Source organism: Luteipulveratus mongoliensis (assembly GCF_001190945.1).
GTDB lineage: Bacteria > Actinomycetota > Actinomycetes > Actinomycetales > Dermatophilaceae > Luteipulveratus > Luteipulveratus mongoliensis.
Window position 1 is genome coordinate 4,772,689 of sequence record NZ_CP011112.1, and the last position, 26,982, is coordinate 4,799,670.

Annotated in this window: 28 protein-coding genes; 11 read left to right on the forward strand and 17 right to left on the reverse strand. The window is 68.3% G+C overall.

The window, feature by feature from the left end; genetic code table 11:
• Positions 1-159: 159 nt before the first annotated feature.
• A complete protein-coding gene (locus VV02_RS22695) occupies positions 160-681 on the reverse strand; it encodes a YsnF/AvaK domain-containing protein (RefSeq protein ID WP_052595336.1) in 522 nt (173 codons plus the stop codon).
• Between the two features lie 158 nt (positions 682-839).
• Between VV02_RS22695 and disA the strand changes: the two genes are divergently transcribed.
• Positions 840-1,916, forward strand: coding sequence for a DNA integrity scanning diadenylate cyclase DisA (gene disA / locus VV02_RS22700; RefSeq protein WP_052595338.1), 1,077 nt, complete (start codon positions 840-842; stop codon positions 1,914-1,916).
• Positions 1,917-1,918: 2 nt separating this feature from the next.
• The gene (locus VV02_RS22705) at positions 1,919-2,788 is read left to right on the forward strand and encodes an HhH-GPD family protein (protein WP_281177322.1); all 870 of its coding nucleotides are present in this window, start codon (positions 1,919-1,921) and stop codon (positions 2,786-2,788) included.
• A gap of 65 nt (positions 2,789-2,853) precedes the next feature.
• Here VV02_RS22705 and VV02_RS22710 read toward each other — a convergent pair whose 3' ends face one another.
• Together VV02_RS22710 and VV02_RS22715 are read right to left on the reverse strand one after the other, a co-directional pair.
• A complete protein-coding gene (locus tag VV02_RS22710; protein WP_052595342.1) occupies positions 2,854-4,167 on the reverse strand; it encodes an exo-beta-N-acetylmuramidase NamZ family protein in 1,314 nt (437 codons plus the stop codon).
• A 53-nt stretch (positions 4,168-4,220) separates the two neighbouring features.
• The gene (locus VV02_RS22715) at positions 4,221-4,754 is read right to left on the reverse strand and encodes a gluconokinase (RefSeq protein ID WP_052595343.1); all 534 of its coding nucleotides are present in this window, start codon (positions 4,752-4,754) and stop codon (positions 4,221-4,223) included.
• Positions 4,755-4,842: 88 nt separating this feature from the next.
• Between VV02_RS22715 and VV02_RS22720 the strand changes: the two genes are divergently transcribed.
• From VV02_RS22720 to VV02_RS22730, 3 genes are read left to right on the forward strand one after another with little or no spacing between them, the layout of a single operon-like run.
• Entirely contained in the window at positions 4,843-5,649 is an 807-nt protein-coding gene (locus VV02_RS22720) for an ABC transporter permease (protein WP_052595346.1), read from the forward strand.
• Positions 5,642-6,481: an ABC transporter permease gene (locus VV02_RS22725; RefSeq protein ID WP_245633168.1), complete on the forward strand. Its 840-nt coding sequence runs from the start codon at positions 5,642-5,644 to the stop codon at positions 6,479-6,481. The genes VV02_RS22720 and VV02_RS22725 overlap by 8 nt, the downstream gene beginning before the upstream one ends.
• A complete protein-coding gene (locus VV02_RS22730) occupies positions 6,478-7,431 on the forward strand; it encodes an ABC transporter ATP-binding protein (RefSeq protein WP_052595347.1) in 954 nt (317 codons plus the stop codon). The genes VV02_RS22725 and VV02_RS22730 overlap by 4 nt, the downstream gene beginning before the upstream one ends.
• A gap of 117 nt (positions 7,432-7,548) precedes the next feature.
• Here the strand turns inward: VV02_RS22730 and VV02_RS22735 are convergent, their stop codons facing one another.
• The 5 genes from VV02_RS22735 to VV02_RS22755 form a co-directional block, all read right to left on the reverse strand.
• The gene (locus tag VV02_RS22735) at positions 7,549-8,532 is read right to left on the reverse strand and encodes a peptidoglycan-binding protein (protein WP_083450369.1); all 984 of its coding nucleotides are present in this window, start codon (positions 8,530-8,532) and stop codon (positions 7,549-7,551) included.
• Between the two features lie 151 nt (positions 8,533-8,683).
• Entirely contained in the window at positions 8,684-9,508 is an 825-nt protein-coding gene (locus VV02_RS22740; RefSeq protein ID WP_083450370.1) for a phytanoyl-CoA dioxygenase family protein, read from the reverse strand.
• A gap of 51 nt (positions 9,509-9,559) precedes the next feature.
• Positions 9,560-10,108 (reverse strand): amino-acid N-acetyltransferase, encoded by a 549-nt coding sequence (locus VV02_RS22745; protein WP_052595352.1) that lies wholly within the window; start codon positions 10,106-10,108, stop codon positions 9,560-9,562.
• A gap of 3 nt (positions 10,109-10,111) precedes the next feature.
• Positions 10,112-11,239 (reverse strand): LCP family protein, encoded by a 1,128-nt coding sequence (locus tag VV02_RS22750; RefSeq protein ID WP_169787740.1) that lies wholly within the window; start codon positions 11,237-11,239, stop codon positions 10,112-10,114.
• 81 nt (positions 11,240-11,320) lie between these two features.
• Positions 11,321-13,888, reverse strand: a complete 2,568-nt coding sequence (locus VV02_RS22755; RefSeq protein ID WP_052595356.1) for an ATP-dependent Clp protease ATP-binding subunit — start codon at positions 13,886-13,888, stop codon at positions 11,321-11,323.
• A 230-nt stretch (positions 13,889-14,118) separates the two neighbouring features.
• Here VV02_RS22755 and VV02_RS22760 point away from each other — a divergent pair, with 230 nt between their 5' ends.
• Positions 14,119-15,249 carry a hypothetical protein gene (locus VV02_RS22760; RefSeq protein WP_052595358.1) on the forward strand — a complete coding sequence of 377 codons (1,131 nt, stop codon included), beginning with the start codon at positions 14,119-14,121 and terminating at the stop codon, positions 15,247-15,249.
• On the opposite strand, the gene ku is transcribed toward VV02_RS22760, so the two are convergent.
• On the reverse strand, positions 15,246-16,130 hold the full coding sequence (gene ku / locus VV02_RS22765) for a non-homologous end joining protein Ku (RefSeq protein WP_052595360.1): 885 nt from the start codon (positions 16,128-16,130) through the stop codon (positions 15,246-15,248). The genes VV02_RS22760 and ku overlap by 4 nt on opposite strands.
• Before the next feature lie 17 nt (positions 16,131-16,147).
• Here ku and ligD (VV02_RS22770) point away from each other — a divergent pair, with 17 nt between their 5' ends.
• Positions 16,148-17,101, forward strand: coding sequence for a non-homologous end-joining DNA ligase (ligD, locus tag VV02_RS22770; protein WP_052595362.1), 954 nt, complete (start codon positions 16,148-16,150; stop codon positions 17,099-17,101).
• Positions 17,094-17,996, forward strand: coding sequence for a non-homologous end-joining DNA ligase (gene ligD / locus VV02_RS22775; protein ID WP_052595364.1), 903 nt, complete (start codon positions 17,094-17,096; stop codon positions 17,994-17,996). The genes ligD (VV02_RS22770) and ligD (VV02_RS22775) overlap by 8 nt, the downstream gene beginning before the upstream one ends.
• On the opposite strand, the gene VV02_RS22780 is transcribed toward ligD (VV02_RS22775), so the two are convergent.
• On the reverse strand, positions 17,993-18,856 hold the full coding sequence (locus VV02_RS22780; RefSeq protein WP_052595367.1) for a hypothetical protein: 864 nt from the start codon (positions 18,854-18,856) through the stop codon (positions 17,993-17,995). The genes ligD (VV02_RS22775) and VV02_RS22780 overlap by 4 nt on opposite strands.
• Before the next feature lie 60 nt (positions 18,857-18,916).
• Here VV02_RS22780 and VV02_RS22785 point away from each other — a divergent pair, with 60 nt between their 5' ends.
• Positions 18,917-19,420 (forward strand): MarR family winged helix-turn-helix transcriptional regulator, encoded by a 504-nt coding sequence (locus VV02_RS22785; protein ID WP_052595368.1) that lies wholly within the window; start codon positions 18,917-18,919, stop codon positions 19,418-19,420.
• Here VV02_RS22785 and VV02_RS22790 read toward each other — a convergent pair.
• The 5 genes from VV02_RS22790 to VV02_RS22810 form a co-directional block, all read right to left on the reverse strand.
• Entirely contained in the window at positions 19,408-20,058 is a 651-nt protein-coding gene (locus VV02_RS22790) for a (2Fe-2S)-binding protein (protein WP_052595370.1), read from the reverse strand. The genes VV02_RS22785 and VV02_RS22790 overlap by 13 nt on opposite strands.
• A 23-nt stretch (positions 20,059-20,081) precedes the next feature.
• Positions 20,082-20,408: a histone-like nucleoid-structuring protein Lsr2 gene (locus tag VV02_RS22795; RefSeq protein ID WP_052595373.1), complete on the reverse strand. Its 327-nt coding sequence runs from the start codon at positions 20,406-20,408 to the stop codon at positions 20,082-20,084.
• A 322-nt stretch (positions 20,409-20,730) separates the two neighbouring features.
• The gene (locus VV02_RS22800; RefSeq protein WP_083450372.1) at positions 20,731-21,243 is read right to left on the reverse strand and encodes a methylated-DNA--[protein]-cysteine S-methyltransferase; all 513 of its coding nucleotides are present in this window, start codon (positions 21,241-21,243) and stop codon (positions 20,731-20,733) included.
• A complete protein-coding gene (locus VV02_RS22805; RefSeq protein ID WP_052595375.1) occupies positions 21,243-22,736 on the reverse strand; it encodes an AlkA N-terminal domain-containing protein in 1,494 nt (497 codons plus the stop codon). Before VV02_RS22805 ends, VV02_RS22800 begins: the two co-directional genes overlap by 1 nt.
• A 100-nt stretch (positions 22,737-22,836) precedes the next feature.
• Positions 22,837-23,721 carry a Rossmann-like and DUF2520 domain-containing protein gene (locus VV02_RS22810; protein WP_052595376.1) on the reverse strand — a complete coding sequence of 295 codons (885 nt, stop codon included), beginning with the start codon at positions 23,719-23,721 and terminating at the stop codon, positions 22,837-22,839.
• A 44-nt stretch (positions 23,722-23,765) separates the two neighbouring features.
• Here VV02_RS22810 and VV02_RS22815 point away from each other — a divergent pair, with 44 nt between their 5' ends.
• Positions 23,766-24,743, forward strand: a complete 978-nt coding sequence (locus VV02_RS22815) for an SAM-dependent methyltransferase (protein ID WP_052595378.1) — start codon at positions 23,766-23,768, stop codon at positions 24,741-24,743.
• A 110-nt stretch (positions 24,744-24,853) separates the two neighbouring features.
• On the opposite strand, the gene VV02_RS22820 is transcribed toward VV02_RS22815, so the two are convergent.
• Positions 24,854-26,038, reverse strand: coding sequence for a cytochrome P450 (locus VV02_RS22820; protein ID WP_179945368.1), 1,185 nt, complete (start codon positions 26,036-26,038; stop codon positions 24,854-24,856).
• A complete protein-coding gene (locus tag VV02_RS27520; RefSeq protein ID WP_483806979.1) occupies positions 26,035-26,643 on the reverse strand; it encodes a DUF8017 domain-containing protein in 609 nt (202 codons plus the stop codon). The genes VV02_RS22820 and VV02_RS27520 overlap by 4 nt, the downstream gene beginning before the upstream one ends.
• Between VV02_RS27520 and VV02_RS22830 the strand changes: the two genes are divergently transcribed.
• Positions 26,620-26,955: a hypothetical protein gene (locus VV02_RS22830; protein WP_157063506.1), complete on the forward strand. Its 336-nt coding sequence runs from the start codon at positions 26,620-26,622 to the stop codon at positions 26,953-26,955. The two genes, VV02_RS27520 and VV02_RS22830, sit on opposite strands and share 24 nt — an antisense overlap.
• Positions 26,956-26,982 lie beyond the last annotated feature (27 nt).

The following is a 26,982-nucleotide window of genomic DNA, read 5'->3' on the forward strand; positions in this document are numbered from 1 at the left end:
GATCGCACGGCCTCGACCGTCGCAAACCCCTCTTGCACGCCACTTGCGCCGCCCTTGCGCGGTGTTCGGTTCCCTCCACGCCGCCCATTTCTTGTCCATATCTGGACGTACGAAAGCCGCCCACCTCCGGGGAGAGGGGCGGCCGTCGTACGTCTGGCGTCAGGAAGCGGTCGGCGTCTGGTGCACGAGCTCGACCTGCTCGCGGCGCACCGGCTCGGTGACCGTGTGCTGCGCGTCGGTCGTCGTCGTCGTCAGGCGGACCCGCTCGACCTGGACGGTCTGCAGGCTGACCACCGGGCGCTCCTCGTGGAGCACCACCTCGGTCGGCCCGGCCGACTCATCCGCACCGAGGGCCGAGCGACGAGCGCGGCGCGAGGTCGGCTCACCGGCGTCCACGGCGCCTTCGGCCGGCGCCGACGACTCGACGGGGGCGCCGTCCTCTGCGGGCAGCTCTTCGTAGACGAGGATCTCGCGGCGGACCTGCACCGGCACCTGGACAGTCTCGGTGACGACCCGCTTGCCGATGCGTACTCTGCTGGAGGCGACCTTGGCCGTCTGCACGTCGAGCCGCTCCTCATGACGCGTGACGGTCTGACCAGCCGAGTCGACCGCATCAGCACCAAGGGGTACGGCTGCGCGGGTCGCGGTCTGATCGGTCAGGTTTACGTCCTGCTGCGTCACTGCACATCTCCCTGCTGGTGGCCTGTGGCCCGCTGCACGGCTGTGGCCGGCATCCCGCTCTGTGCGGGAAGGCCCAGTACACGAGAGTGACACATCCATCGACGCCGTGCGTGCAGGCGCGGCACCCTACCCGGCAGTCCGCAGTTAGACTCGCCCGCGTGGAGCGATCCGACGAGCGGTTGCTGAGCGAGACCCTCGCCGCAGTAGCCCCAGGCACCGAGCTGCGCGATGCCCTCGAGCGCATCCTGCGCGGACGTACGGGAGCCCTCATCGTGCTGGGTCACGACAAGGTCGTCGAGGGGATCAGCACCGGCGGTTTCCCGATCGACATCGAGTTCTCGGCGACGCGGCTTCGCGAGCTGGCCAAGATGGACGGCGCCATCGTCCTTGACCGCGACATCACCCGCATCATGCACGCGGCCACGCAGCTGGTGCCCGATCCCAGCATCGAGACGCGCGAGTCGGGCACCCGGCACCGCACCGCCGAACGGGTCGCCAAGCAGACCGGCTTCCCCGTGGTCTCGGTGAGCCAGTCGATGCAGATCGTCGCGCTCTACGTCGGCAACACCCGCCACGTGCTCGAGGGCTCCAACGCGATCCTGTCCCGTTCGGCGCAGGCGCTGCAGACGCTCGAGCGCTACAAGTCCCGCCTCGATGAGGTCACCGGGACGCTGTCAGCCCTGGAGATCGAGGACCTCGTCACCGTCCGCGATGTCGCCAATGTGCTGCAGCGCCTGGAGATGGTGCGCCGGATCAGCGCCGAGATCGACCAATACGTTGTGGAGCTCGGCACCGACGGACGGCTGATGTCGCTCCAGCTCGAAGAGCTCGTCGGCGGCCTCGGCAACGACCGCGAGCTGGTCATCCGCGACTACATCGAGAGCACCCGCGAGCACCTGACCGTCGCGCAGGCGATGGAGCGGCTCTCGACCTTGTCCTCGACCGACCTGCTCGACTCAGCCGCCGGCGCACGCGCGATGGGCTTCCCGGTGATGGGTGAGGCCCTGGACGCCTCGATCAGCCCGCACGGTTACCGCCTGCTGACCAAGGTGCCGCGGCTGCCGGGCGCCATCGTCGACCGGCTCGTCGACCACTTCGGCACGCTGCAAAAGCTCCTGGCCGCCAACTTCGACGACCTCACCGCGGTCGAGGGTGTCGGCGAGAGCCGCGCCCGCGCTGTCCGCGAAGGCCTGTCACGACTGGCCGAGTCCAGCATCCTCGAGCGCTACGTCTGAGCTTGGTCGACCTGCAGCGCACGATCATCGACTGGTACGCCGGTGCGCAGCGTGATCTGCCCTGGCGCCGAGCCGACTGCTCGCCGTGGGGCATCTTCGTCTCTGAGGTGATGCTGCAGCAGACGCCCGTCGTGCGCGTCGAACCCGTGTGGCACGAGTGGATGTCGCGCTGGCCGACGCCCACCGCCCTCGCGGCTTCGCCGTCGGGTGAGGCCGTACGCGCGTGGGGACGTCTGGGCTACCCGCGCCGGGCTTTGCGTCTGCATGGCGCAGCGACGGCGATGGTCGATCGGCATGACGGCGAGGTGCCGTCGAATCTTGAGGAGTTGCAGGCACTTCCGGGCGTCGGCACCTATACGGCGGCAGCCGTCGCGGCCTTCGCCTTCGGAGCCCGGGTGCCAGTCGTCGACACCAACGTGAGGCGAGTGCATGCCCGGGCCGTCACCGGTGTCGAGCACGCCGCCCCGTCCCTGTCGCGCGCCGAGAGCGACCTCGCTGCCGAGCTCCTGCCCACCGACCCGGACGCGGCCCGCGTCTGGAACGTCGCGGTCATGGAGCTCGGCGCCCTCATCTGCACCGCCCGCGGCCCACGCTGTGACGAGTGCCCGGTCCGGGAGACGTGCGCCTGGGTGCGGGCCGGGCGGCCGGCGTACGACGGACCGCCTCGACGTGGCCAGGCCTGGGCCGGAACGGACCGTCAGGTCCGAGGGCGCCTGCTCCAGCTGCTGCGCGACAGCGCCGATCCAGTGCCGCGCGAGCAGCTGGAACAGGTCTGGGACGACGAGCTCCAACGCGAACGCTGCCTCGATGGGCTCGTCAGCGACGGTCTCGTAGAACCCTTGCAGGACAACAGGTTTCGGCTGCCCGGCTGACCCGGCAAAAGTTGGTGAGCCGCACACGCATACCTGTGCCCGCCATCAACTTTCGCCGGAGTTGCTCAGCGGCGGTAGAGCAGGTACTGCCGACGCGTCCGGTCGAAGTCACGCAGCTCGGGCTGCCACGCCGCCACGATGTCTCGCGCGCTCGCCTTCGCCGTGAACATCTTCAGGAACCGGTCCGAGCCGGTGAGCAGGTTGATCCACCGGCCCGCATCACCGCGCCAGTCGAAGCCTGGGTAGAGGTCGCGCAGTGTGGTCATCATCGTGGTCGCCGTGAGGATGGCGTCCACGCGCTGCGGGTCCTTGATGTGCACCTGCACGCCTCCGCAGACCTTGCCCTCGTTCTTGGAGAACGTGGGGGTGAAGTACGCCTCGCGGAACTCCACACCAGGCACCCGCGCCTTGGCGAGCAGCTGCGCCCAGCGGTAGTCGACGTACGGCGCACCGATCAGCTCGAAAGGCCTTGTCGTTCCTCGCCCTTCGGACAGATTGGTCGCCTCGAACATGCACGTGCCCGGATAGAGCAGAGCGGTATCCGGGGTCGGCATGTTGGGAGAGGGGAGGATCCATGGCCCGCCCGTGTCGGCGTACAGGCTGGATGGCGACCAGCCCTCGACCTGGACGACGGACAGGTCCTCGACCTTCTTGCCGGCCACTCGCGTCATGAACTCGCCGTTGTAGAACCGGGCGAGCTCTCCGGCTGTCATGCCGTGCTGCTGGGCGATCTTGTCGAGCCCGACGCCGGAGGTGAACCCGTCCTTCAGGACCGGCCCTTTCGCTTGTCCCCCAACAGGATTCGGGCGATCCAGTACGACGAATCGCTTGCCGGTCTTAGCGGCTGCGGCCATCGCGTTGTAGAGCGTCCAGATGTAGGTGTAGAACCGCGCGCCGACGTCCTGGATGTCGAAGACGATGGTGTCGACCTTGGCCGTAGCGAAGTAGCCGGCGAACTTGTCGATGGTCGCGCCGTAGGCGTCGTAGACCGTGACGCCGGTGCGCTCGTCGACGTAGGTCTCTTCCGACCCGCCCGCCTGGGCCGTGCCGCGGAAGCCGTGCTCGGGACCAAAGACGCCGCCGACCTCGACCTTGCCGGACTCGACCATGACGTCGACGATGCTGCGCAGCCCGTCCCGGACGACGCCGGTCGGGTTGGTGATGACGCCGATGCGCTGTCCGGCGAACACCTGCCACGAGGCAGCGGCCGCGACGTCGGCGCCGCACCGGAAGCGTCGTCCGCCGGGCCTGCTGTCACCGGGTTGAGCAGCCGCGCTCGCCGCGGTGCCGAGAGAGAGGGCGCCGGCGCCGACCGCCGCCGCGCCCAGCAGGCCGCGTCGGCCTACTCGCCTGTCCGGGAAATCGTTTTCGTTGCCCATGCCGACAGCGTCCCGCAAACCCGCTCGGATTTGTCCAAGACCAGGAGAAATCCTCAGGCGTCGACGTTCTGCAGTCCGAGTGCCGTGAGTGCTTCTTCGAGGACCTCGTCGGCGTCGCCCTCGGCGTGCACGACGACACCGGGCTCGGCCTTCTGCAGCGGCTCGAGGTCGGCGAGCTGGCTGTCGAGCAGAGACGCCGGCATGTAGTGGCCCTTGCGCTTGGACAGCCGCTCCTCGAGCACCGTCCGGTCGACGTCGACGTGGCAGAACCGCACACCTGGACGTCCGTCACGCAGCAGGTCGCGGTAGGTCTTCTTCAGCGCCGAGCAGGTGATGATCGCGCTCCGGCCGCCGCTCTCGTGCTCATCAATCCACGCGCCGATGGCCTTCAACCACGGCCAGCGGTCCTCGTCGGTGAGCGGGTGGCCGCTCTTCATCTTCTCGACGTTGGCCTTGGAGTGGAACTCATCGCCCTCGGCGAAGATCCAGCCCATCCGCTCGGCGATGCCCTTGGCGACGGTCGTCTTGCCCGACCCGGACACACCCATGACGATGATGAACTGCGGCTGCTGCGACGCATCAGACATGCAGCCCACCCTAGAGCCGCGCCTGGGCCGGCTCCGTCGTACGACTCGGGTTGCGGGAGGCGGCGTACGACGGTAAGTTCCTGCGTTTGTGCGTGCCGGCCTCAGAACGTACTGGCGGCTCCTTGTCGCCGGCTTCCGCCAACAGTCCACCTATCGGCTCGCCGCTCTCGGCGGGCTCATTGCCAATGCCACTTTCGGGTTCCTCAAGGTCGCCGTCCTCTTTGCGACGGTGCGCGCTGCTGGTGGCCAGCTGAACGGTTACGACCAAGCCTCGATGAGTGCCTACATCTGGCTCTCGCAAGGCCTGCTCGGATCCGTCAACCTGCATGGACGTAGCGATATCGCCGACCGCATCAAGGACGGTCAGATCGCCATCGACTTCCTGCGCCCGCTCGACGTGCAAGGGGCCAGTGTCGTGACGGAGGTGGGCAAGGCGTTGTTTGCGCTGATCCCTCGCGGCATCCCCAGCGTGCTGCTGGGTGTCGTCTTCGTCGGCATGTCGATGCCCAGCACTCCCCTGCCGTACGTCCTGGGTCTGCTGAGCGTGATCCTCGGCATCACGATCGGCTGCACGTCGGTGTATCTCGTTGCCACTGCTGGGTTCTGGATGATCGAGACCCGAGGCGTCCAGGTGCTCTACATGATCGTGTCGGGGTTCCTCGCCGGCCTGTTCGTGCCGATCTCACTGTTCCCGACGTGGTTGCGAGTGCTCGCCGAAGCCACCCCGTTCCCGTCGATGATGATGTACCCGATCGACGTCTTGTCGGGTCGCGCTGACACGTTCGAGAGCCTCCAGCTCGTCGGGCTCCAAGTGTTCTGGCTCGCGCTCACCGGTCTCGTCGGGCACTCCCTGACGTCCGCCGGTCGCCAGAAGCTGGAGGTGCAGGGTGGTTGACCTTCTGACGCGGGAAGCGGGCGGCACAACGCGGGGGCGGCTCGCGCCGTACACCGCCGTCCTGGCCTCACGAATGCGCGCGCAGCGCAGCTATCGCGCCAACTTCCGGATCGACCTGGGCAGCTCGATCCTGATCGGGTTCATCGAGCTGGCCGAGGTCTGGGTGCTGTTCCACAACGTGCACAGCCTCGGTGGAGTGACCTTCATCCAGGTGTTGCTGGTCTTCGGGATCGCCGACTTCTGCTTCTCGTTGGCCGATCTGGCGTTCGGACACTGCGACAACCTGCCGACCTACTTGCGCGCCGGCACGCTGGACGTGTTCTACCTGCGACCACAGCCGCTGCTGCTGCAGCTGATCGCGAGCGACATCAGTCTCAAGCGCCTCACCCGGGCCGCGGTCGGACTCACCTGCATCGTCATCGCGTTGATCGCCAACGACATCGACTGGAGCGTGGCCAAGGTCGGGCTGCTCGCACTGTCCGTGGTGAGCGGAATCGGTGTGTGCTCAGCGATGTTCGTGTGGGCGGCCGGGTTGCAGTTCTTCCTGATCAATGGCGCCGAGATGACCAACGCGTTCGTCTACGGCGGCCGCTACGCCGCGACCCAGCCGGCCGCGGTCTGGACTCGCCCGCTCAAGGTGGTCTTCGGGTTCTTCTTCCCGATGGCATTCATCGCGTACCTGCCCGTCCTGCAGCTGCTTGACCTGCCCGGTCCCGAGTGGTTGCCGTCCTGGCTCGGCTGGTGCACACCGGTCGCAGCGATCTGGTCCTGGGCGATGGCCCTGATCTTCTGGCGCTGGGGAGTGCGCCACTACCGAGGAGGTGGAGGATGACCGCAATCATCGAAACACGTGGGCTGACAAGGGAGTTCAGCATCCGCAGCGGGCTCACCCGCAAGAAGCTCACGGCCGTCGACGACCTGACCTTCAGCATCGACGCCGGCGAGGCCGTGGGCTACATCGGGGCCAATGGTGCCGGCAAGTCGACCACCATCAAGATGCTCACCGGCATCCTCGTCCCGACAGCCGGCGAGGTGAAGACGTGTGGACTGCACCCGGTCGATGAGCGCCGCCGGCTCGCCCGTCACGTCGGTGTGGTGTTCGGGCAGCGGTCGCAGCTGTGGTGGGACCTTCCGGTGGCGGAGTCGTTCACCATCCTCGCCGCCATCCACCGCCTCTCACCGGAGCGGGAGCGGGAGCGCACCAGCGAGCTGATCGAGCAGCTCGAGATGGGCGAGTACCTCGAGACGCCCGTCCGTCAGCTCTCGCTCGGCCAGCGGATGCGCGCCGAGCTCGCCGCGGCGCTCCTGCACTCTCCGCAGCTGGTGATCCTGGACGAGCCGACCATCGGTCTGGACGTGCTGTCCAAGCAACGGCTGCGCGAGTTCCTGGTCCAGGAGCGGCGTACGCACGGCACGACCCTCCTGCTCACCACGCACGACATGGGCGATATCGAGCGGCTGTGCGACCGGGTCCTCGTCGTCGATCACGGGTCTCTCGCGTACGACGGCACGCTCGTCGGTCTGTCGCGCACCGTGGGTGCGCAGCGGGTCATGGTCGTGGACCTGGCCGAGGCCACGGCCGACCTGGTCGACGTGCCGGACACCCAGCACCTCGGCAGCGAGAGCCGCGGCCTGCAGCAGCGGCTGGCGTTCGACGCCGAACAGACGACCGCAGCCAAGGTCCTGGCGGCCGTGTCGGAGCGGGTCGAGGTGCTCGACCTGTCCATCGAGGAGCCGGACATCGAGGACGTCGTCCGTCGCGTCTACGCCGCTTCCCGCTGAGCCTCCGCTGGTCGAGTAGCCGCGAGGCGCTAGCCGAGCGGCGTATCGAGACCAGGAGCCTTGGTCTCGATACGGCCCTCCGCTGGCGCTCCGGGCCTACTCGACCAGCGGGGTGCGTCAGTTGACGAGCTTGTCCCAGGTCTTCGGGCCCGGGTAGCCGTCGGCACCGCTACCGGTCCAGCCCTGCGCGAGCTGGAAGTCGCGCACGTTGAGTCGGGTCGACTCGGTGAAGGTCTCGCCGGCCTGATAGCCGTTGCCGTCGTTGTGCTTGGTGTAGCCCTTCTTGATGAGGGCCTTGTCGAGGGTGACCACGGCTGGGTCGGACTTGCCGATCCGGAATGCCTGCTCGCCCGGGTAAGGCTCGACAGTCGTACCGCCCTCGAACGGCGGCGCCGCGAAGTCGGCCTGCGCCTCGCCCTCCAGGCGCGGTCCGTCGTTGTTGACCCAGTCCTCCAGGTCCGGTCCGGGGCACTCGGTGCCGAAGTGGTCCTTGTGGCCGGTGATCTGCAGAGCCTTCTTGATCTGCGAGCCGTCCTTGGAGCGGCTCAGCACGCGGTTGGACTCGAAGTAGAGCCACTCGAGCGCCTTCATCGCGTTCTTGCTGGGCGTCTCGCCCTTGCGGATGTGGATCTGCACCGAGATGGACGGGGTGTTGAACTTCTCCACCGCTCCGGCCAGCAGGTCGAATCCGCGGCCCTCCCAGATCTCGCCGTGCTGGGTGATCACGAAGCTGTACTCGATACCCGGGCCGTCGTCCTCCTTGGCGAGCTTGTGCATCTGCTTCGGAGCGCCGGGGCCGTTCTTGATCTCGTCTTCCTTGAACAGGTCCTTGAACCAGTTGCTCTTGGGGCCCTGCCAGTGGACGACGAAGTGGGTGCGCTCACCGCGCGCGACGCTGTCGACCTGCTTGGCCCAGCCATCGAAGTCCCAGTCGGAGCGGGGACGAATGCGCTGACCGTCCTCAGCGCTCGCACCAGGCGCATCAGTGAGGGAGGCACCGACGGCAGCGGCAGCCACCGCGCCAACGGCCATCCCCATCACCGTTCGACGGCTCGGGGTGAATCGGTGTGCTGATGTGCTGGCCTCGGTCGGATGTGCCACGAGGATCTCCTCCTTCTAGGGCGACCCTGCCGCCGCCCTCGCTGGTGTGTTCCAGGTCTACGACTTGGCCAGCAGTGGAGAGGTTCCTTATATCAACGACGAAAAGTCCATAGCACCAACGGATTCAGCCGGACCATCCGGGTGAGTGCCGTCAGTACGGGATCGGTGCCCAGGCGTCGTTCTTGCCGGCCGCGGGATCGCCGATGACCTCATCCGGCATGTCCCGCAGCGACAGGCCAGCCGCCGACGCTGCGTGACGTGACTCCTCGTCGTACGGTCGTTGGCGCCAGGCGTCGACGATGTAGGAGCGGGTCTTGAGGTAGTCGCCGTAACGCTGCGCGTGCTCGTCGTTGGCGCCGAGGTGGACGAAGATCGCGACCCGGTCCCCATCGGCCGGGGCCACCGACCAGCTCGGGTAGCGCGGCTGACGCGACGGCAGCGGGTAGTGCGCGAAGGGCAGCTTGAGCAGCATCCCGTTGCCGCTGTGGGTGATTCGCATGCTCCACACCGCCAGGTCGCCGGGGCGCACCTTGACGTAATGGTTGCGCCCGTCGACCGTGTTGGGGACCTCGTGTGAGCCGACCCGCAGGTTGAGCCCGCCGGTGTGCCGGGTGTGGTCCTGGCAGTAGATCCCGAAGCGCAGCTGCGTATATCTGCCGCGCCAGTCGGGGGCGGCCGGGTCGTCGCGGTCGGCGTTGTCCTTGTGGAACCCGCGCTGCGTGCAGTTGATGGTGAACGAGCTGTCACCGCCGTAGTGGATGTCGCTCGTGCCGAGCAACGTGCTGGCCACCTCGGCCAGCCGTCCGTCGGTGAGTACGTGGCGCAGCCGAGGATTGACCAGCAGGTCTCCCCCGGAGCCGTGCGAGTCGTACGCCGCCTGCCGCAGCTGCGCGATCTCCTCCCCCGAGTAGATCCGCGGCAGAACCTGAAAACCGTTGTGCCAGAACGAATTCACATCAATTGGGCTGGTCCTCATCCCTGCCCCCTGTATCAACCAACTCACTCACTGTAAGCGCTGGCGCCGAAATCAGAGGTCGATCAGCATGCGGGTGTTGCCGAGGGTGTTGGGCTTGACCCGGTCCAGGTCAAGGAACTCCGCAACACCTTCGTCGTACGACTGCAGCAGCTCGGCGTAGACCGTCGGCTCGACGGCCTGCCCCTCGATCTCGTGAAAACCGTGCCGCCCGAAGAATCGGACCTCGAAGGTCAGACAGAACACCCGTCGTACGCCGATCTCCCTCGCCTCGTCGAGCAAGGTCTGCAGGAGCAGGCCGCCGACACCGTGCCCCTTGGCCTCCTCCGCGACGGCCAGCGTGCGTACCTCGGCGACGTCGTCCCACATCACGTGCAGGGCGCCGCAGCCGGCCAGCCGACCGTCGAGCTCGACCAGCCGGAACTCCTGCAGCGACTCGTAGTACGCGACCGCCGGCTTGGGCACGATCGCGCGCCGGTCGACGTACGGCTGCAGGAGCTCGCGGATCCGACGCACGTCGGCGGCGCGCGCCCGGCGTACGACGATGTGCGGCTGCTCCGGGGAGGCTGGGGTCGGGCGCGTGGTCGCCTGGGTGTCGTCCATGTCTTAGAGGTTGCCGTCGCGGAAGGCCGCGAAGTCGGCGCGGGCCCTGCTGGTGAGACGGACGATCGACGCTCCGCCCGGACCGGGGCCGGACTGCCCGTCCGCCACCGTGCGGCCGAGCCGCGATGGGTTGACCTGGTAGGCACTCGCGAGCAGCGTCAGCACCTGCGCGGTGTCGAGGTTGGTCGACAGGTGCGGAGATATCGCGGTCATCAGGGCGGGCAGCTTGGCCGGCCCTTGGCTGCGGACCTTGGCGTAGCCGCTCATCAGGACGAGCCCCTGGTTGGCTGACCGTTCGAAGTCGCCGCCGGGCAGCGACTTGCGCTCGCGAGCCACGGTCAGCGCCTGCGGGCCGGTGAGGTTGTGCGTGCCGGCGGGCACGTCCTTGATCGGGCGCTTGAGGGTGACCGGGATGCCGCCGATCGCGTACACAGCCCGCTCGAAGCCGACGAAGTCGGTCAGCAGGTAGCCCTGCAGCGGGATGCCTATGGTCGACGACACGGTCTTCGCCATCGCGGTCGGGCCGCCGCCGGACATCGCGCCGTTGATCTTGCCGCTGCGACCGCTCGGCAGCCGGACGAAGGAGTCGCGCGGCACCCCGAGGATCCCGCCACCACCGTGTCCGTCGAGGCCGATCACCTGGATGGTGTCCGCCCGGCTGTGCTGGATGTCCTGCCCCTGTCGGGCGTCCGAACCGAGGGCGACGACGTGCCGCTTGCCTCCGAGGTAGGGACCGGGCAGTCCCTTCGATGGCCACCAGCCGCCGACGATCTTCCAGCCCTGCGCATCCTTGACCGTCAGCGAGACGTCCGCACCCTGAGTGAGCGTGCCGATCTGGGTGCCCTTCCAGGTGCCCTTCGCGCCGGCCGCCATCTCCGCGTCGGTCAGGTGCGTCTTGCCGAGCCGAGCGATGACCTGCGGTGTGAGAGTGCCGTTGCCCACCGGCAGCACCGGACCGCTCGAGCCGCTGCTCGAGGCAGCGGCCGAGGCGCTACCGGGGCTGGACGCGCCGGGAGTGCCTGCGGTTGGCGTACGACTGCCCTTGGCGCCGTCGTCGGAGTCCGAGCACGCGACCATCGTCGTCGCCACCAGGAGGGCTGCGACGGTCGTACGGAAAACGACGCGAGACATGGTCACACCGTAAGCGCTGGGCATGGCCACGGGCCGGGTGCGTGGTGCACCCGGCCCGTGTCCTGTCGTACGAGTTGTTGCTCAGCTGTCCTGAACGTCGCTCGGCGCAGCGGTGGCGCCGCCACCGGCTCCGGCCGCCTCAGCGGTCTCGACCGTCTCGACCGGGATCGAGTCCGGAGCGGTGGCCCGCGGCGTGCCCTCGAAGGTGAACTCCGCGGTCTTGCCCTCGCCCTTGACGCCGACCAGCACGATCTCGCCGGCACCGAGCTCGCCGTAGAGGATCTTCTCGGACAGCACGTCCTCGATGTCACGCTGGATCGTGCGACGCAGCGGACGGGCACCCAGCGCCGGGTCGTAACCCCGCTTGGCCAGCAGCTCCTTCGCCGGCTGGGTGAGCTCGATCGCCATGTCCTTGTCCTTGAGCCGCTCGTCGAGGCGCCCGATCATGTTGTCGACGATCTGGACGATCTCGTCCTGGCTCAGCTGCGGGAACACGATGGTGTCGTCGACACGGTTGAGGAACTCAGGCCGGAAGTGCTGCTTGAGCTCGTCGATGACCTTGGACTTCATCTTCTCGTAGCCCGTGCCGGCCTGGTTGCCCGACGAGAAGCCGAGCGAGACGCCCTTGGCGATATCACGCGTACCGAGGTTGGTCGTCATGATGATCACGGTGTTCTTGAAGTCGACCACCCGGCCCTGGGAGTCGGTCAGGCGACCGTCCTCCAGGATCTGCAGCAGCGTGTTGAAGATGTCGGCGTGAGCCTTCTCGACCTCGTCGAACAGCACGACCGAGAACGGCTTGCGGCGCACCTTCTCGGTGAGCTGCCCGCCCTCCTCGTAGCCGACGTAGCCGGGAGGCGAGCCGAACAGCCGCGACACGGTGTGCTTCTCGGAGAACTCCGACATGTCGAGGGTGATCAGGCTGTCCTCGTCGCCGAACAGGAACTCCGCGAGCGTCTTGGCCAACTCGGTCTTACCGACACCGGTCGGACCGGCGAAGATGAACGAGCCGCCGGGACGACGCGGGTCCTTCAGACCAGCGCGGGTACGACGGATGGCCTGGGAGAGCGCCTTGATCGCGTCGTCGTTGCCGACGATGCGCTTGTGCAGCTCTTCCTCCATGTTGAGCAGCCGCGAGGACTCCTCCTCGGTCAGCTTGAACACCGGGATGCCGGTGCTCGCCGCCAGGACCTCGGCAATGAGCTCTTCGTCGACCTCGGCCACGACATCGATGTCGCCGGCCTTCCACTCGCCCTCACGGCGCGCCTTGGCGTCGATGAGCTTCTTCTCGTCGTCGCGCAGGGACGCGGCCTTCTCGAAGTCCTGCCCGTCGATCGCCGACTCCTTCTCGCGCCGCACGGACGCGATCTTGTCGTCGAACTCGCGCAGGTCCGGCGGAGCGGTCATCCGGCGGATGCGCAACCGGGCGCCGGCCTCGTCGATCAGGTCGATCGCCTTGTCCGGCAGGTGCCGGTCGTTGATGTAGCGGTCGGCCATGTTGACCGCGCCCACCAGCGCAGCGTCAGTGATCGTCACGCGGTGGTGCGCCTCGTAGCGGTCGCGCAGACCCTTGAGGATCTCGATCGCGTGGCTGATCGTCGGCTCGGCCACCTGGATCGGCTGGAAACGACGCTCCAGCGCGGCGTCCTTCTCGATGTGCTTGCGGTACTCATCGAGCGTGGTCGCACCGATCGTCTGCAGCTCGCCACGAGCCAGCATCGGCTTGAGGATCGAGGCTGCGTCGATGGCACCCTCGGCGGCACCCGCACCCACAAGGGTGTGGATCTCGTCGATGAACAGGATGATGTCGCCGCGCGTGCGGATCTCCTTGAGGACCTTCTTCAGGCGCTCCTCGAAGTCACCGCGGTAGCGGCTGCCAGCGACCAGCGAGCCGAGGTCGAGCGTGTAGAGCTGCTTGTCCTTCAGCGTCTCGGGCACGTCGCCGCGCACGATGTCCGCGGCCAGGCCCTCGACCACGGCGGTCTTACCGACGCCGGGCTCGCCGATGAGGACAGGGTTGTTCTTGGTGCGTCGGCTCAGCACCTGCATCACGCGCTCGATCTCCTTCTCGCGCATGATGACCGGATCGAGCTTGCCCTCGCGGGCAGCCTGCGTCAGGTTGCGGCCGAACTGGTCCAGGACCAGCGACCCAGCGGGCGAACCCTCCTGGGAGCTCTGGCCACCGACGCCGGCGCCCGCGGGCTCCTTGCCCTGGTAGCCCGACAGCAGCTGAATGACCTGCTGCCGCACGCTGGACAGGTCGGCGCCAAGCTTGACCAGGACCTGGGCGGCAACGCCCTCGCCCTCGCGGATCAGGCCCAGCAAGATGTGCTCGGTGCCGATGTAGCTGTGGCCGAGCTGCAGACCCTCGCGCAGGGAAAGCTCGAGCACCTTCTTGGCACGCGGCGTGAAGGGAATGTGGCCGGACTGGGTCTGCTGACCCTGGCCGATGATCTCCTGAACCTGCTCACGCACGGACTCCAGCGAGATGCCGAGGCTCTCCAGAGCCTTTGCAGCAACGCCTTCGCCCTCGTGGATCAGGCCGAGCAGAATGTGCTCGGTGCCGATGTAGTTGTGGTTGAGCATGCGCGCCTCTTCTTGGGCGAGCACCACCACTCGCCGGGCGCGGTCGGTGAACCGTTCGAACATGTCGTCTCCTCGCGTACCGGGGTCGCACCCACGATGCTACTTGCGCAGCCTGGGCGGCTGAGCATTCCCCAGGTCCTTGCTTCTTGAGCGTGCCAACGCGGCGCCTGATCACAGTGTTCCTACAGGGCGTTCAGCCCAGGGCGAAATCGACGCGTTCGCCGTACGAGACGGGCGGCCGGGCCGCTTCCCCTGAGACCCGGACAAACGGCCCAGCGCCTAGGTTGGGCCGCGTGAGCGAGGTCGTACGGCTGGAAGTCCTGGAAGTGTCGGTCGACGTCCTCGCGTCGCCCGAGCTGGCATCGAGGCTGCAGCGCCAGTGGTCGCGCTGCCTGAGAGGCCGGCCGGCGTACGACGTTCCCGCCGTGACCATCGACCTCACCGGCCGTCTGGTCGCCGAAGACGGAGCCGACCAGACGGAGTACCGCGTCACCACGAGGGTCACGCAGGCCGGGATCGAGGCCCAGTCCGGCCATCGGCTCCTGCTGCACGCCGCCGGCGCCGCCGACCCGCAGACTGGTCGGACGATGGTGCTGGTCGCCGAGTCCGGCACGGGTAAGACCACCGCCGCGGCACGGCTGTGCCGCACGCTCGGCTATGTCACCGACGAGACCGTCGCACTCAGCGAGGATCTGGTCGCGCTGCCCTACGCCAAGCCGTTGTCCGTGGTCATCGACGCCAGCGATCCCTACGACAAGAGCCAGCACGGACCCGACGAGCTCGGCCTCGTGCCCTGCCCGACCCAGCCGGAGGTCGCGCTGCTCGTCCTCCTCGAACGCGTCCCGGACCGCAACGAACCGCCGCACCTCGAGCCCGTGCGCCTGCTCGACGCCCTCGTCGCGCTCATCCCGCAGACGTCCGCGTTGCCCCGCCTGACTCGCCCCCTGCAACGGCTGGCCGCGCTCGCAGAGGCGACCGGCGGCGTACGACGTCTGCACTACCGCGACATCGAGGACGCCACCCAGCTGCTCGTCGACACGCTCCAGACGTCGGAGCCGATGGCAGTCGATCGCACCGCCCACCCGCCGACGGCCAGCCAGGCCCTCGACGAGACGTATGCGGAGGCGCAACCGACCGACGTACGGATCGATCCGACTGCCCTGCTGACGCGTGGGGCGTACACCGACGCGGTCGAGGCCGATGGCGAGGTGCTGGTGCTCATCGGCGCGTCGCCCATCCGGCTCTCGGGGCTGGGTGCCACGATCTGGCTGGCCACGGCCGAGCCGGTCGGGATCGAGGACCTCATACGCCGGTGCGTGTCTGACCACGGATCGCACCCCGACGCCCGCCGACTCATCGAGGACGCGATCGGCGAGCTGGCGGCGTACGGCCTCCTGGTGTCGGCCGCGCCAGGCGTCGGCTAGCTGGCCTTCTTCTTCGCCGTCTTCTTGGCGGGTGCCTTCTTGGCGGCAGCCTTCTTGGCAGGCGCCTTCTTGGCGGGCTTGGCGTCGTCGGTGGCCTCGCCGCGCGACTCCTTGGCGCGGTTGACGCTCTGCTGCAGCGCGGCCAGCAGGTCGACGACCTCGCCACCGGTGTCGGCCTCCTCGGGTGCGGCCTTGACCTCGCCGCCTTCGACCTTGGCCTTCACGAGAGCCTTGACCGCCGCCTCGTAGTCGTCCTCGTACTCATCCGGCTCGTAGTCACCGGCAAGCGAGTCGACCAGCATCTGGGCCATCGCCTGCTCGGCGGGCTTGACCTCGTCACCGGCCTCCTTGAGGACGCCGAAGTCGGGCTGCCGCACCTCGTCGGGCCACAGCAGCGTCTGCAGAGTGATGACGTCGTCGCGGACACGCAGCACGGCGACCGTCATCCGCGTACGCAGCGAAACCGTAACTAGCGCAACGCGATCCGCCTGCGTCAACGCCTCGCGGAGGAGGACGTACGGCTTGACCGCGGCCTTGTCCGGCTCGAGGTAGTAGCACTTGTCGTAGTACATCGGGTCGATCTGGTCGATCGGCACGAACTTGTCGACCGCGATCTCCCGGCTCGTGCTGATCGGCAGGTCGGCCAGGTCCTCGTCGGTGAGGACGACCATCTGGCCATCCTCCGTCTCGTAGCCCTTGGCGATGTCGTCGTACGCGACTTCCGCGCCATCGACACTGCAGGTCCGCTTGTACTTGATCCGCCCTCCGTCCTCCCGATGCACCTGACGGAATGACACGTCATGGTTCTCGGTCGCGGAGTACAACCGCACCGGCACGTTGACAAGGCCGAAGGAGACAGCGCCCTTCCAGATCGCACGCATGTTGCAAGGATGGCCCCATGCGCCCCATGCTCGCCACCCCATCCGACAGGGTGCCCACCGGCGAAGGCTGGTGCCACGAGGTCAAGTGGGACGGATTCCGCGTCCTGGTCGAGGTCAAGGCCGGCTCCGTACGAGTTGCGTCGCGTACCGACCGGGACGTCACGATCGCCTTCCCAGAGCTCGCCCGCGAGGCTGCGGGGCTCACCGCGTACGACGACCTGCTCCTCGACGGCGAGCTCGTCGTCATGCGCGAGGGTCTGCCGTCGTTCAAGCCCCTCGCCGAGCGCTTCAACGTCACCAACCCTCGGGTCGCGGACGAGCTCGCTGTCACGTCGCCAGTGACACTGATGGTCTTCGACGTGCTGCGCGTCATGGGTACGCCGGTGACATCGCGGCCGTTGCGCGAGCGTCGGCAGCTGCTCGAGGGCGCCGGGCTTGGCAGTCCATGGGTGCAGGTTCCGCCCACGTTCGACGACGGCGCGACCCTGCTGGCGGCGACTGGCGAGCAGGGCATGGAAGGCGTGGTCTCCAAGCGATGGACGTCGACCTACACCCCTGGCCGCCGCTCCGCTGACTGGCTCAAGATCGTCAACCGGCACACCGGGTCGTACGTCATCGGCGGGTGGCGCTACGAGAGGGAGAGCCGCGACCGGTTGGGTGCGGTGCTGCTCGGCACGCCGACTCCGGCCGGTGTCATCTTCCGGGGCCGGATGGGCAGCGGCCTGGCCGGCAAGACCGGCGCGAACCTCTTGCCGCAGCTGCAAGAGCTGCCCGACGGTGGCAACCCGTTCGTCGACGAGGTCCCCCGCGAGGACCAGGTCGGCACCACCTGGGTCGAGCCCACCCTCGTGGTCGACGTCGAGCACCACGGCCATGCCGACACCGGTCGGCTACGGCAGCCGAGCTGGCGCGGCGTACGACATGACCTGACCGTCGAGGAACTCATGCGAACGGACACGACGGATGCCTGACACCCAACACGTCACGGTCGAGGTCGAGGGGCGGCGCCTCAAGCTGAGCAGCCTCGACAAGATCATGTTCCCGGGCACGGAGACCACCAAGGGTGAAGTGCTGAACTACTACGCCCAGGTCGCGCCGGTGCTGTTCCCGGTCATCGAGGAGCGGCCGCTGACCCGAATCCGTTGGCCCCATGGGGTTTCGGACATCATGTTCTTCGAGAAGAACATGCCGTCCGGCGCGCCGTCCTGGCTCGACCGGGTGACGATCGAAGGCCACGGCTCACGCGGCGGGGGCGAGGTGACCTACCCGCTGGTGAGCGACCTCGCCTCGCTGACCTACTTGATCAACCTCAACTCCATCGAGCTGCATGTCCCGCAGTGGCGCGTCGCCGATGGCGAGCCGGTCAACCCTGACCGGCTCGTCATCGATCTCGATCCGGGCTCCCCCGCAGGGCTGCACGAGTGCGCCAAGGTGGCCATCGACGTACGCGATCGCCTTGCGACAGAAGGTTATTCGGCCGTTCCAGTCACCTCAGGCAGCAAGGGCATGCAGCTGTACGCCGCCCTCGACGGCACGCGAACGTCGGACGACGTGCGCGAGTGGGCCAAGGGCATCGCCCAGGAGCTGACCAAGGAACAGCCCGGCAGTGTGGTGTGGAAGATGACCAAGTCGTTGCGGCCCGGCAAGGTGCTGCTCGACTGGTCGCAGAACGTCGCCGCCAAGACCACGATTGCTCCCTACTCAGTGCGTGGCAAGGAGCGACCCACCGTCGCAGCTCCGCGCACCTGGGACGAGATCGAGGAGGGCGCCGAAGACCGAGATGCGTTGCGCCAGCTGGACATTGACGATGTGCTCGAGCGCCTCAACGAGCACGGTGACCTCTTCGCCGACCAACTGAACGCCTAGCGGTCCGCGTCGTCCGGCGCAGCGGTCGGGTCGATGCCTGCCAGGAAGTCCCGAGCCCGGGCCGCCACGCGAAGGGCCCCCATCGCGGTCGCCCAGCGCTCGATCTCGGTCGCCAGCGCGACGGCGCCCGCCTCATCGCCCTTGTCGCGGGCCAGCACCGCGAGCAGCATCTGCTGCGACAGGGTTCCGGATGTGTAGCCCGCCCGAGCACCCAGCGCGGTCGCCCGACCCCATCGCTCGAGGGCAAGCTCGTCCCTGCCGTCGTCGTGGTCATGGTCACCGAGGTGCCGCAGCGCCTCTCGAGTCAGCAGGTCGTCGCCGCTCTCGCCCGCGACCAGCGCACGCTCGTAATGCGTTGGTGCCACGTCCCGTTCGCCGTACAGGTTGTCGGCGATGAAGCCGAGGTACTGCTCTCCCCACCCAGTTCGTACGACGTCCGGCGCTCGATCCCGAAGGCTCGCTCCCCGAGACCTGAGCTCGGCGAGCACAGCAGGATCCTTGCCCACCGGACCCGGGCGGAAGGCGCCGCCGTTGAAGATCAGCGTGCTGTAGTCGTACTGAAGGACGAGAAAGTCCAGGTCCCAACGCGACTCGGCGTCTGGGCCAACGGCTGCGGCCGCACGCTCAGCCTCGCGAAGGCGGTCCTGGAAGGTGGCGCTACCCGTGGCGTAGTCCCGCTCGTAAGCGACGGCAGCGCTGGCGAGCGCAAGAGCTGCGGCAGCCTCGGGCGTCGTCGTACGGACCTGGTCGAGCTGGGTCTGTGCGGTCGTCCAGCGTCCTGCTCGGGACAGCTCGCGAGCCGACGCGATACAGGTGTCGAGCGGGACGGTCACTTCGGTGGCGGTCGTCGTAGTCGTCATATCTGCGACGGTAGTAATCTCCAAAACTATCTACAAGGAAACTACTTTGAGGAGGGCATCGTGGAGGACTCCGTCGACCAGCATGTCGCCCGATGGACCCGCGAGCTGCCATGGCTCGATCCGGTCAACGAGGCAGTCCTAGCGCGTATCAGCATCCTCAGCCGGCGGATGACCGCCTCGCGACGGACCGTGCTCGACGAGGACGGCCTGCGTCACGGCCAGTTCAAGCTGTTGCTGATGCTGCGCCGCGGCGGGCCGCCCTATGAAGCGAGTCCGTCCCAGCTGGCCGATCTGCTCGGCCTCACGCGCGGCGCGTTGTCCGCCCGGCTCGGGCCGCTCGAGGACGCTGGGTTGATCGCCCGCTCCCACGGTGACGGTGACCGGCGGCGGGTCCGCGTGCGGCTCACGACGGCCGGGTCGGCGGCGTTCGAGCAGCACGCCAGGAGCGAGGAGAGACACGACACCGATCTGCTGTCCGCGCTCACTGCCGACGAGAAGGTCGCCCTCGCGGACCTGCTGCGCAAGCTCGTCATCGGCGTCGAGTCCGAGCCTCAGCGCTCCTGACGCAGACGAGGGCAGCGCGCGCACTCGTGCGCGCCGGGCAGCGCATAGATGAAGCAGCACGACGCGCGCCACCGATCCGTGGTCGGCCAGCCAAGAGCAGCTCGAGTCGCGGCCGCCCACGCGCTCTGCCAGGCATCCTCGACCGAACCGGCTCGGTGCTGACTGCTCATCTTCACGTCAGCCGCGTAGGTCTCGGCGAACTCGCCCACGTGGAGGTCGTACGCCCTCCGCAGCATCGCTTCGCGGTCGCGCAGCCGCGGCTCGAGCGACACCGGCCCGGGCTGGACACCGACCTCGGTCGGATAGCCACCAGGGGCGCTCAGACCCAGCGAGAGGCGTTCAGGCGACATGTCGAGCAGGTAGCGCGACGCCACGGCGAGGTGCGCCATCGCGGAAGCCACGGCACCGGCGTACCACTGGAGCACGAACGTTGCGCTGACGGCCGGGGACACGCGGGCGCCGTACTGGCGCTGCAGGTCTCGCGCACAGCCGTCCCGCCAGGCGCCGGTCGGGTCGAGGCCGCGTCGCTGCTCCTCGACCACGGTGCTGCAGCGAATCTCCAGCGGTCCGTCCACGGCAACAACGGAGAGCCAGCCGCTGGTGCGGCTGGCTCTCGTGCAGGCGCGCTGGATGATCACGCGCGTTGGTGCAGGCTGTGGGGTCAGTCCTGCGCCTTGTCATAGGCCTCTTGGAGCTCGCGCGAGACGCGACCTCGATCGCTCACGGTGTAGCCGTTGTCACGGCCCCACTCGCGGACCTTGTTGAGGTCCTGACGTGCGCCGGCGGCGGGGCGGCCGCCCGTGGAACGGCGACCACCGGTGCGGCGCGAGTGGCCGATCCACGTGGCGAGCTGGTCGCGTAGACGAGCCGAATTGCCTGTCGACAAGTCGATCTCGTAGTTCACCCCATCCAGGCCAAACGTGACCGTTTCGGTCGCTTCCCCACCGTCGACATCGTCGACGAGCAGAACCTGAATCTTCTGAGCCATAAGTGTGATCTCCTCCGAGAGATGGTGTCTGATCACACTAACGAACGAATGGGCACATTTTATTCGTTCCGCTCAAATTGCTTTGAGGAATTTGACAGAGAATCTTGGTCTGCTTCCCACTGCGCGTGTGCTATTCGCTCGCGCCGGTCGCCCTCCATGATGTGTTTCATCACCAGATAGAAGAGATAGAGCAGTCCGCAGGTGGGTAGGAGCGCGGCAACATAAGGCCAGAGACTGCTCCACAGGTCAGACACTGCACACCTCGAACTGTCGGGAAGGGCGAGGATCAGGATACCCGCGGCCCCGAAGGGCTCGCGGGCGGTCAGACCAGCGTGGCCGCGGCGTGCTCACGTTCAAGCTCGAGCAGGGCCTGCTTGCGCTCCAGACCGCCGCCGTAGCCCGTCAGGCTGCCGTCCGCCCCGATCACCCGGTGGCACGGGACGATCACTGAGATCGGGTTGCGGCCGTTGGCGAGACCGACCGCGCGGCTCGCCGCCGGTGACCCGATCCGGGCCGCCAGCTCGCCGTACGTCACCGTCTCCCCGTAGGGGATCTGCAGCAGCGCCTGCCACACCTTCTGCTGGAACGGCGTGCCGTGCGGCGCAAGGGGCAGATCGAAGTCGTCGCGCTCGCCGGCGAGGTAGGCGCGCAGCTGGATCTCGACCGTCTCGGCGAGGGCGTCATCCTCCACCACGGGCCCGAAGGTCGACCGATCAGGTGCGTGGCGATGTTCGGTCATATAGACCGCGACGAGTCCGTCGCCCTCGAGAACGATCGTGACATCTCCGATCAGCGTGCCCTTGATGAGGTGATGTCTCTTGTTCATGGCCTTCATCACTGCTCCTTCGGCATGCGATTGATCTCGTGGTCGGAGGTCGCCCACAGGTGTTGGGCTGCATATGCCCTCCACGGACGCCAGACGAGGGACTCCTCGAGGATGGACGCAATTTTGTCCGACACGCCTATTTCCTTTATCCCGGCTCTAATGCCGAGGTCGCTCACCGGAAAGGCATCCGGGTCTCCGAGGGCACGCATCGCGATGGACTCCACCGACCACGGGCCGATTCCGGGGAGGGCAAGCAGGGCAGCCTTTGTCACTTCTCGATCGGCGCCGGCCGTGAGGTCGATCGCGTCCTCGGCAAGCGCCTCGGCCATCGCGAGCAGCGTGCGCTGCCGAGACGCCGGCATCGCCAGGTGCTCCGGGGTCGTACGACGGAGCGTGGCCGGCTCCGGGAAGAGGTGCGTCAGACCGCCCACCGGCTCCTTGAGCGGATCGCCGTACGCCTGCACGAGTCGCGCTGCATGTGTCCGTGCCGCTTTGGTCGAGATCTGCTGGCCGAGGACGATGCGGATCGCCATCTCGTCCGCGTCCCCGGACCGAGGTACGCGTCGGCCGGGTGCCGCAGCGACGAGCGGCGCCAGTCGCGGGTCGAGGGAGAGAGCCGCGTCGACAGCCTCCGGATCGGCGTCCAGGTCGAGCAGCCAGCGGCAGCGACTCGTCGCCACCATCAGGTCGCGCAGGTCGGACAGCCACAGCCGGGCGCTGATGTAGTTCGGCTGCGGCGAGAGGGCGATCACCGCCGGGCCGTGGGGCAACCGCAGCGTCCGCCGGTACGCGCCGTCTCGCCACTCCTCCACACCCGGCACGGCCGTCGCGACGAGGTGCCCGAACAGGTTGTCCGGCAGCAGCGGTCGCCGGAAGGGAAGCCGCAGGTGCATCTGATGCCACGTCGCGGACGGCTCGCCGACCGCCGCGGGCGCGCCGCGCCGGACCCGAGCACGCATGTCCCGAGGCGAGCTCGCGAACACTTCACGGACCGTGTCGTTGAAGGCCCGGATGCTGCCGAAGCCGGCGGCGAAGGCGACGTCGGACATCGGCAGGTCCGAGGTCTCGACCAGCAGTCGAGCTGTCTGCGCTCGTTGCGCGCGTGCCAGTGCGAGAGGTCCTGCCCCGAGCTCGCCGCGCACCTGCCGCTCGATCTGGCGAACGCTGTAGCCCAGTCGGCGAGCCAGGCCGACCACTCCCTCGCGATCGACCACGCCATCGGCGATGAGCCGCATCGCCCGAGCGACCAGGTCAGCGCGGCAGTTCCACTCCGGTGAGCCGGGGCTCGTGTCCGGACGGCAGCGCTTGCAGGCGCGGAATCCGCCGGCCTGGGCAGCAGCGGAGCTCGGGTAGAAGACCATGTTGCGCGGCCTGGGGGTGGTGGCCGGACAGCTCGGTCGGCAGTAGATGCCGGTGGTGCGGACGGCGGTGTAGAACCATCCGTCGAAGCGTGCGTCGCGCGAGCTCACCGCTCGGACGCAGGCCTCCGTGTCGAGGTACATGCTGACGAGTCTGACTCACGGCGTGCGAACTTTCTGGCAAAAAAACGACGCGGCGATTTTCTGCCATTCTCGCGGTGAACGGACTCGACGTATGCGCAGGTCAGGGGTTGCCGAGGACGTCCAGGAGAGGCTCGACGAGCTCGGGCGTCAGGGCCTTTCGAGCGATCGCGCGCTCGGCCGTCGCCCGGGCCATCGCGCGGTATGCCGCAGCGACGTCAGGCGTCTCGTCGCGCAGCGCATTGAGGTGCGCCGCCACGGTGCTCACGTCGCCCCGGGCGACCGGCCCGGTGAGCGCGCGGTCGCCGCGCTCGAGGGCGTTGTCGAGGGACGCCTCGAGCAGCAGCCGCAGCACACGAGATGGGTCATCGAAACCGCAGTCACGCAGCACCTGCATCGACTGGCTGACCAGAGTCACCAGATGGTTCGAGCCGTGCGCGAGCGCGGCGTGGTAACGGACGCGGTCCTCCTCGGCGACGTGCACCGGCTCGCCACCGATATCGAGCACGAGCGCCTCGCCCAGCAGGACGGTCTCTGCTGTTGCGGTCACCGCGAAGAGGCAGCCCGCGAGTCGGTCGAGGTCCTTCGCCGTACCCGTGAAAGTCATCGCCGGGTGCAGCGCGAGCGCCACCCCTCCGCGTTCAACGACGGGCTGCAGCGCATCGAGACCCAGCGCGCCCGCGAGATGGACGGCGATCCGCGGCTCGTCCCAGCTGCCGAGCTGCGCGAGTCCGTCGACGACAGAGGCGATCTCGTCGTCGGGCACCGTGATCAGCAGGAGCTCAGCACGGCGTACGACGTCGGGCACCTCGCACACCTCGACGCCCGGCAGCATGGTCGCGGCTCGGTCCCGAGATGCCTCGCTGACGGCCGAGACGGCGACGACGTCATGGCCGGCGGCTCGCAGCGCGGCGCCCATGGTGGCGCCCACGCGGCCGCATCCGATCACGCCGACGCGCAGGGACGGGGGACGGTCTCGCTCTGTCACGCCGCCACGCTACTTCGCCGATCCCGGGACCTACAGTGACGGTCATGCCGAGCCAGCCCTGGGAGAGCGCCTGGCAGCGCGCGTTGTACGGCCCGCACGGGTTCTACCGGCAGGACGCGGGGCCGGCGGCGCACTTCGCCACCTCCGCTCAAGGAGTGCCTGGCGTCGGCAGCCTCCTCGCGCGCGCCGTGAGTCTGCTGGCCCGGCGGTACGACGTCACGCACGTCGTCGAGGTCGGCGCCGGACGGGGCGAGCTGCTCAGCTCACTGCACGCCGTTGACCCTGATCTCCAGCTGCACGGGCTCGATGTCGTCGAGCGGCCGGCGGTGCTCCCGGCCGACATCGCGTGGACGGTCTCGCCGGGCGGCCGCGCTCTCCCAGACACGCCCGCCGATCTCACTGACGTGCTGGTCATCGCGCATGAGTGGCTCGATGTCGTACCGATGGTCGTCGCCGAGGTTGGCGAGAACGGCTCGCTTCGCGAGGTCGACGTCGATGCGGATGGGAACGAGACGCTCGGCTCCTTGGTCGAGGACGCGGATCTGCAGTGGTGCCAACGCTATTGGCCAACCCTCGGCGACGAAACCATCGGACGCCGCGTGGAGGTCGGACGCACGAGAGACGGCGCCTGGGACGACCTCTGCAGTCGCGTCCGACGAGGCGTCGTGATCGGGGTCGACTACGGCCATCGAGAAGGCGACCGGCCGGCGTACGGCACGCTGACCGGGTATCGCGATGGCGGGCAGGTACGACCGGTGCCCGACGGCCGCTGCGACATCACCGCGCACGTCGCGGTCGACTCGTTGGCGACGAGCTGGACGACCACGCAACGCGAGCTCTTCGCCGAGCTCGGCCTCGTTGCAGCGCCGCCCGCGCACGCACTCGCCAGCAGCGACCCGGTCGCCTACCTGATGGCCCTCGCCGAGCGGAGCGCTGCGCTGGCAGCGACCGCGAGTCCCGGACTGGGCGACTTCTGGTGGTTCGCCCGCGAGATCGGGGCCACGCCAACGCTGGTCGAGTAGGGCGAGCCGCTAGGCGAGCCCGTATCGAGACCAAGGTGAGCGCGGTCACCGGGTCTCGATACGCCTCCGCTAGCGCTCCGGCTACTCGACCAGCGGGGCTTCGAACCTGGCTAGGCGTCGGCGAGGACGAGGGACTCGTAACCGCGCAGCACGAAGGTCGGTCGTCGCACCTGGCTGACGACCTCCAGGTGGGACGTACGACCGAGCAGCGTGCTGATGCTGGTCTGCAGCTCAAGACGGGCCAGCGGGGCGCCGAGGCAGAAGTGGATGCCTGCACCAAAACCCAGGTGTGGCGGGCCTGTTCGCGCGCTGCGGAAGGTGTCCGGGTCGTCGTACGCCGCAGGATCATGAGCCGCCGCACCCAGCAGCGCCGCGACCCGCTCGCCCTCGTGGACCGTACGACCGAGGAGCTCGACGTCTTGCGTCGCGGTGCGTTCGAAGTACTGGAGCGGCGGGTCGTGCCGCAGCATCTCCTCGACCAGCAGTGCCGCTTGCGCGGGATCCTGCACGGCGTCGCGTGCAGCCGCTTGCTGACCGGGTGCGGCCAGCAGCGACGCGAGGCCGTTGCCGAAGCCGTTGACCGAAGCCTCATGGCCGGCGTTGAGCAGCAGCACCACAGTCGCCACCAGCTCGGTGCGACTCAGCCGGTCACTGCCGTCGCGGACGCGTACGAGATCGCTCAGCAGGTCTTCGCCGTCACCTCCCACTCGCGAATCAGCAAGCGCCGCAACGTATTCCGCGAACTCCGACGCTGCCTTCCGCGCCTCCTGCTGCTGCTCTTCGGTCGGCGCCAGCTCGTACATCTTGACGATCGCCTGCGACCACGGACGCAGCAGATGGCGGTCGGCCACCGGCCAGTCGAGCAGCTCGGCGATGACGAGAACCGGCAGGGGTTCGGCGTACGACGTCACCACGTCCCAGGTGCCGTCGCCGAGCGCCGGGCCGGCGGGCTCGAGGAGCTCGTCGCACAACGCCTGGATGCGAGGCGCGAGCCGCGCGACGTGGCCCCGCCCGAAGGCGGCAGCGACCAGTCGGCGCAGGCGGGTGTGCTTGGGCGGCTCGGAGTCGAGCACCGAGTCGGCGTGCAGCCAGTTGAAGGTCTCCCACTCCGCCTCGGGCTGCCGCGGCGCGAAGATCCGGCCGAGGCGACGGTCGCGCAGCACCGCGTCGCACGACTCCCGGGTCGTGGCCAGGAGCACGCCGTCGGACGGCACGAGCGGCCCTTCAGCGCGCAGGTCGGCCAGGACCGGATAAGGGTCCGCGAGCGCGGCACCACTCAGGTCGAGACGGTTCACGGGATCGGGCGCGATGAGGCGATGATCTTGGCGAAGACGTCATCGGGGATGGCGTTGGGCGTGCCGACGTCGCGCCCGGCCACCACCGTCGCGGTGTTCGTGCCGCTGGTGAACGAGGTGACGACCAGCTCGAACTTCGGCGGAGGGCACTTCTTCGGATCACGGTTGGTCACGGTGATGGTGGTGCGAGCCTGCACCGCATCGGTCTGGCCGCCGTTGACCTTGATCTGCTTGACCGTCGCCGGGGTGTACTTGTCGAGAGTCTTCTTGTCTTTCTGGAGCGAGAAGGCTTTCGCCCACCGATCGATGTAGTCCGGCACCGCGTCCGCCAGGTCCCGGTTGCTGGAGTTCTGGAACCCGACAAAGCCGGCCGCGTGGTTCTCTCGGTCGAGCAGAAGCCGAGCCGGTAGGTCGCCGTCCTGTCGGATGAGACGACGTGCCCGGGGGCTTCGTCCTCGTTCATCCCGTACGTGTGGTCCCGACCGGTCAGGGTGTTCCAGATCGGATCCCCGCCGTCGCCGACGGTGGAGCCCGGGTTCATCTGCCCGCGAGGCGGTACGTCGACCGCGGCCTTGACGAAGGTGTCGATCGAGTTGACCTGCCATCCGGGCACCAGTGGCGGCGGCCCGCCGAGCGGGTTGGAGCCGCCGGTGGATGTCGGCGCCGACGAGCTCGGCGCCGTGGTCGACGGACTCGGCGCGACGGTCGAGGTCTGGGCCGCGGGCTTTCCGTCACTCTTCAGACCTTGGTACGCCGCGAAGCCGCCTCCGCCGAGCACCACCACAGCCGCGATCCCGGCGGCTGCGAGCATTGTCGTACGACGACTGCCGCCCGACGTCGGCGGCGCAGGTGCGCGGTGGGCAGGCGTCTCAGGCGCCTGCGGCGTCGGCGGGCCTTGCTGCCCGAGGTCGCCGTAGTAGCGCTCCTGACCGTGCCCGAACTCC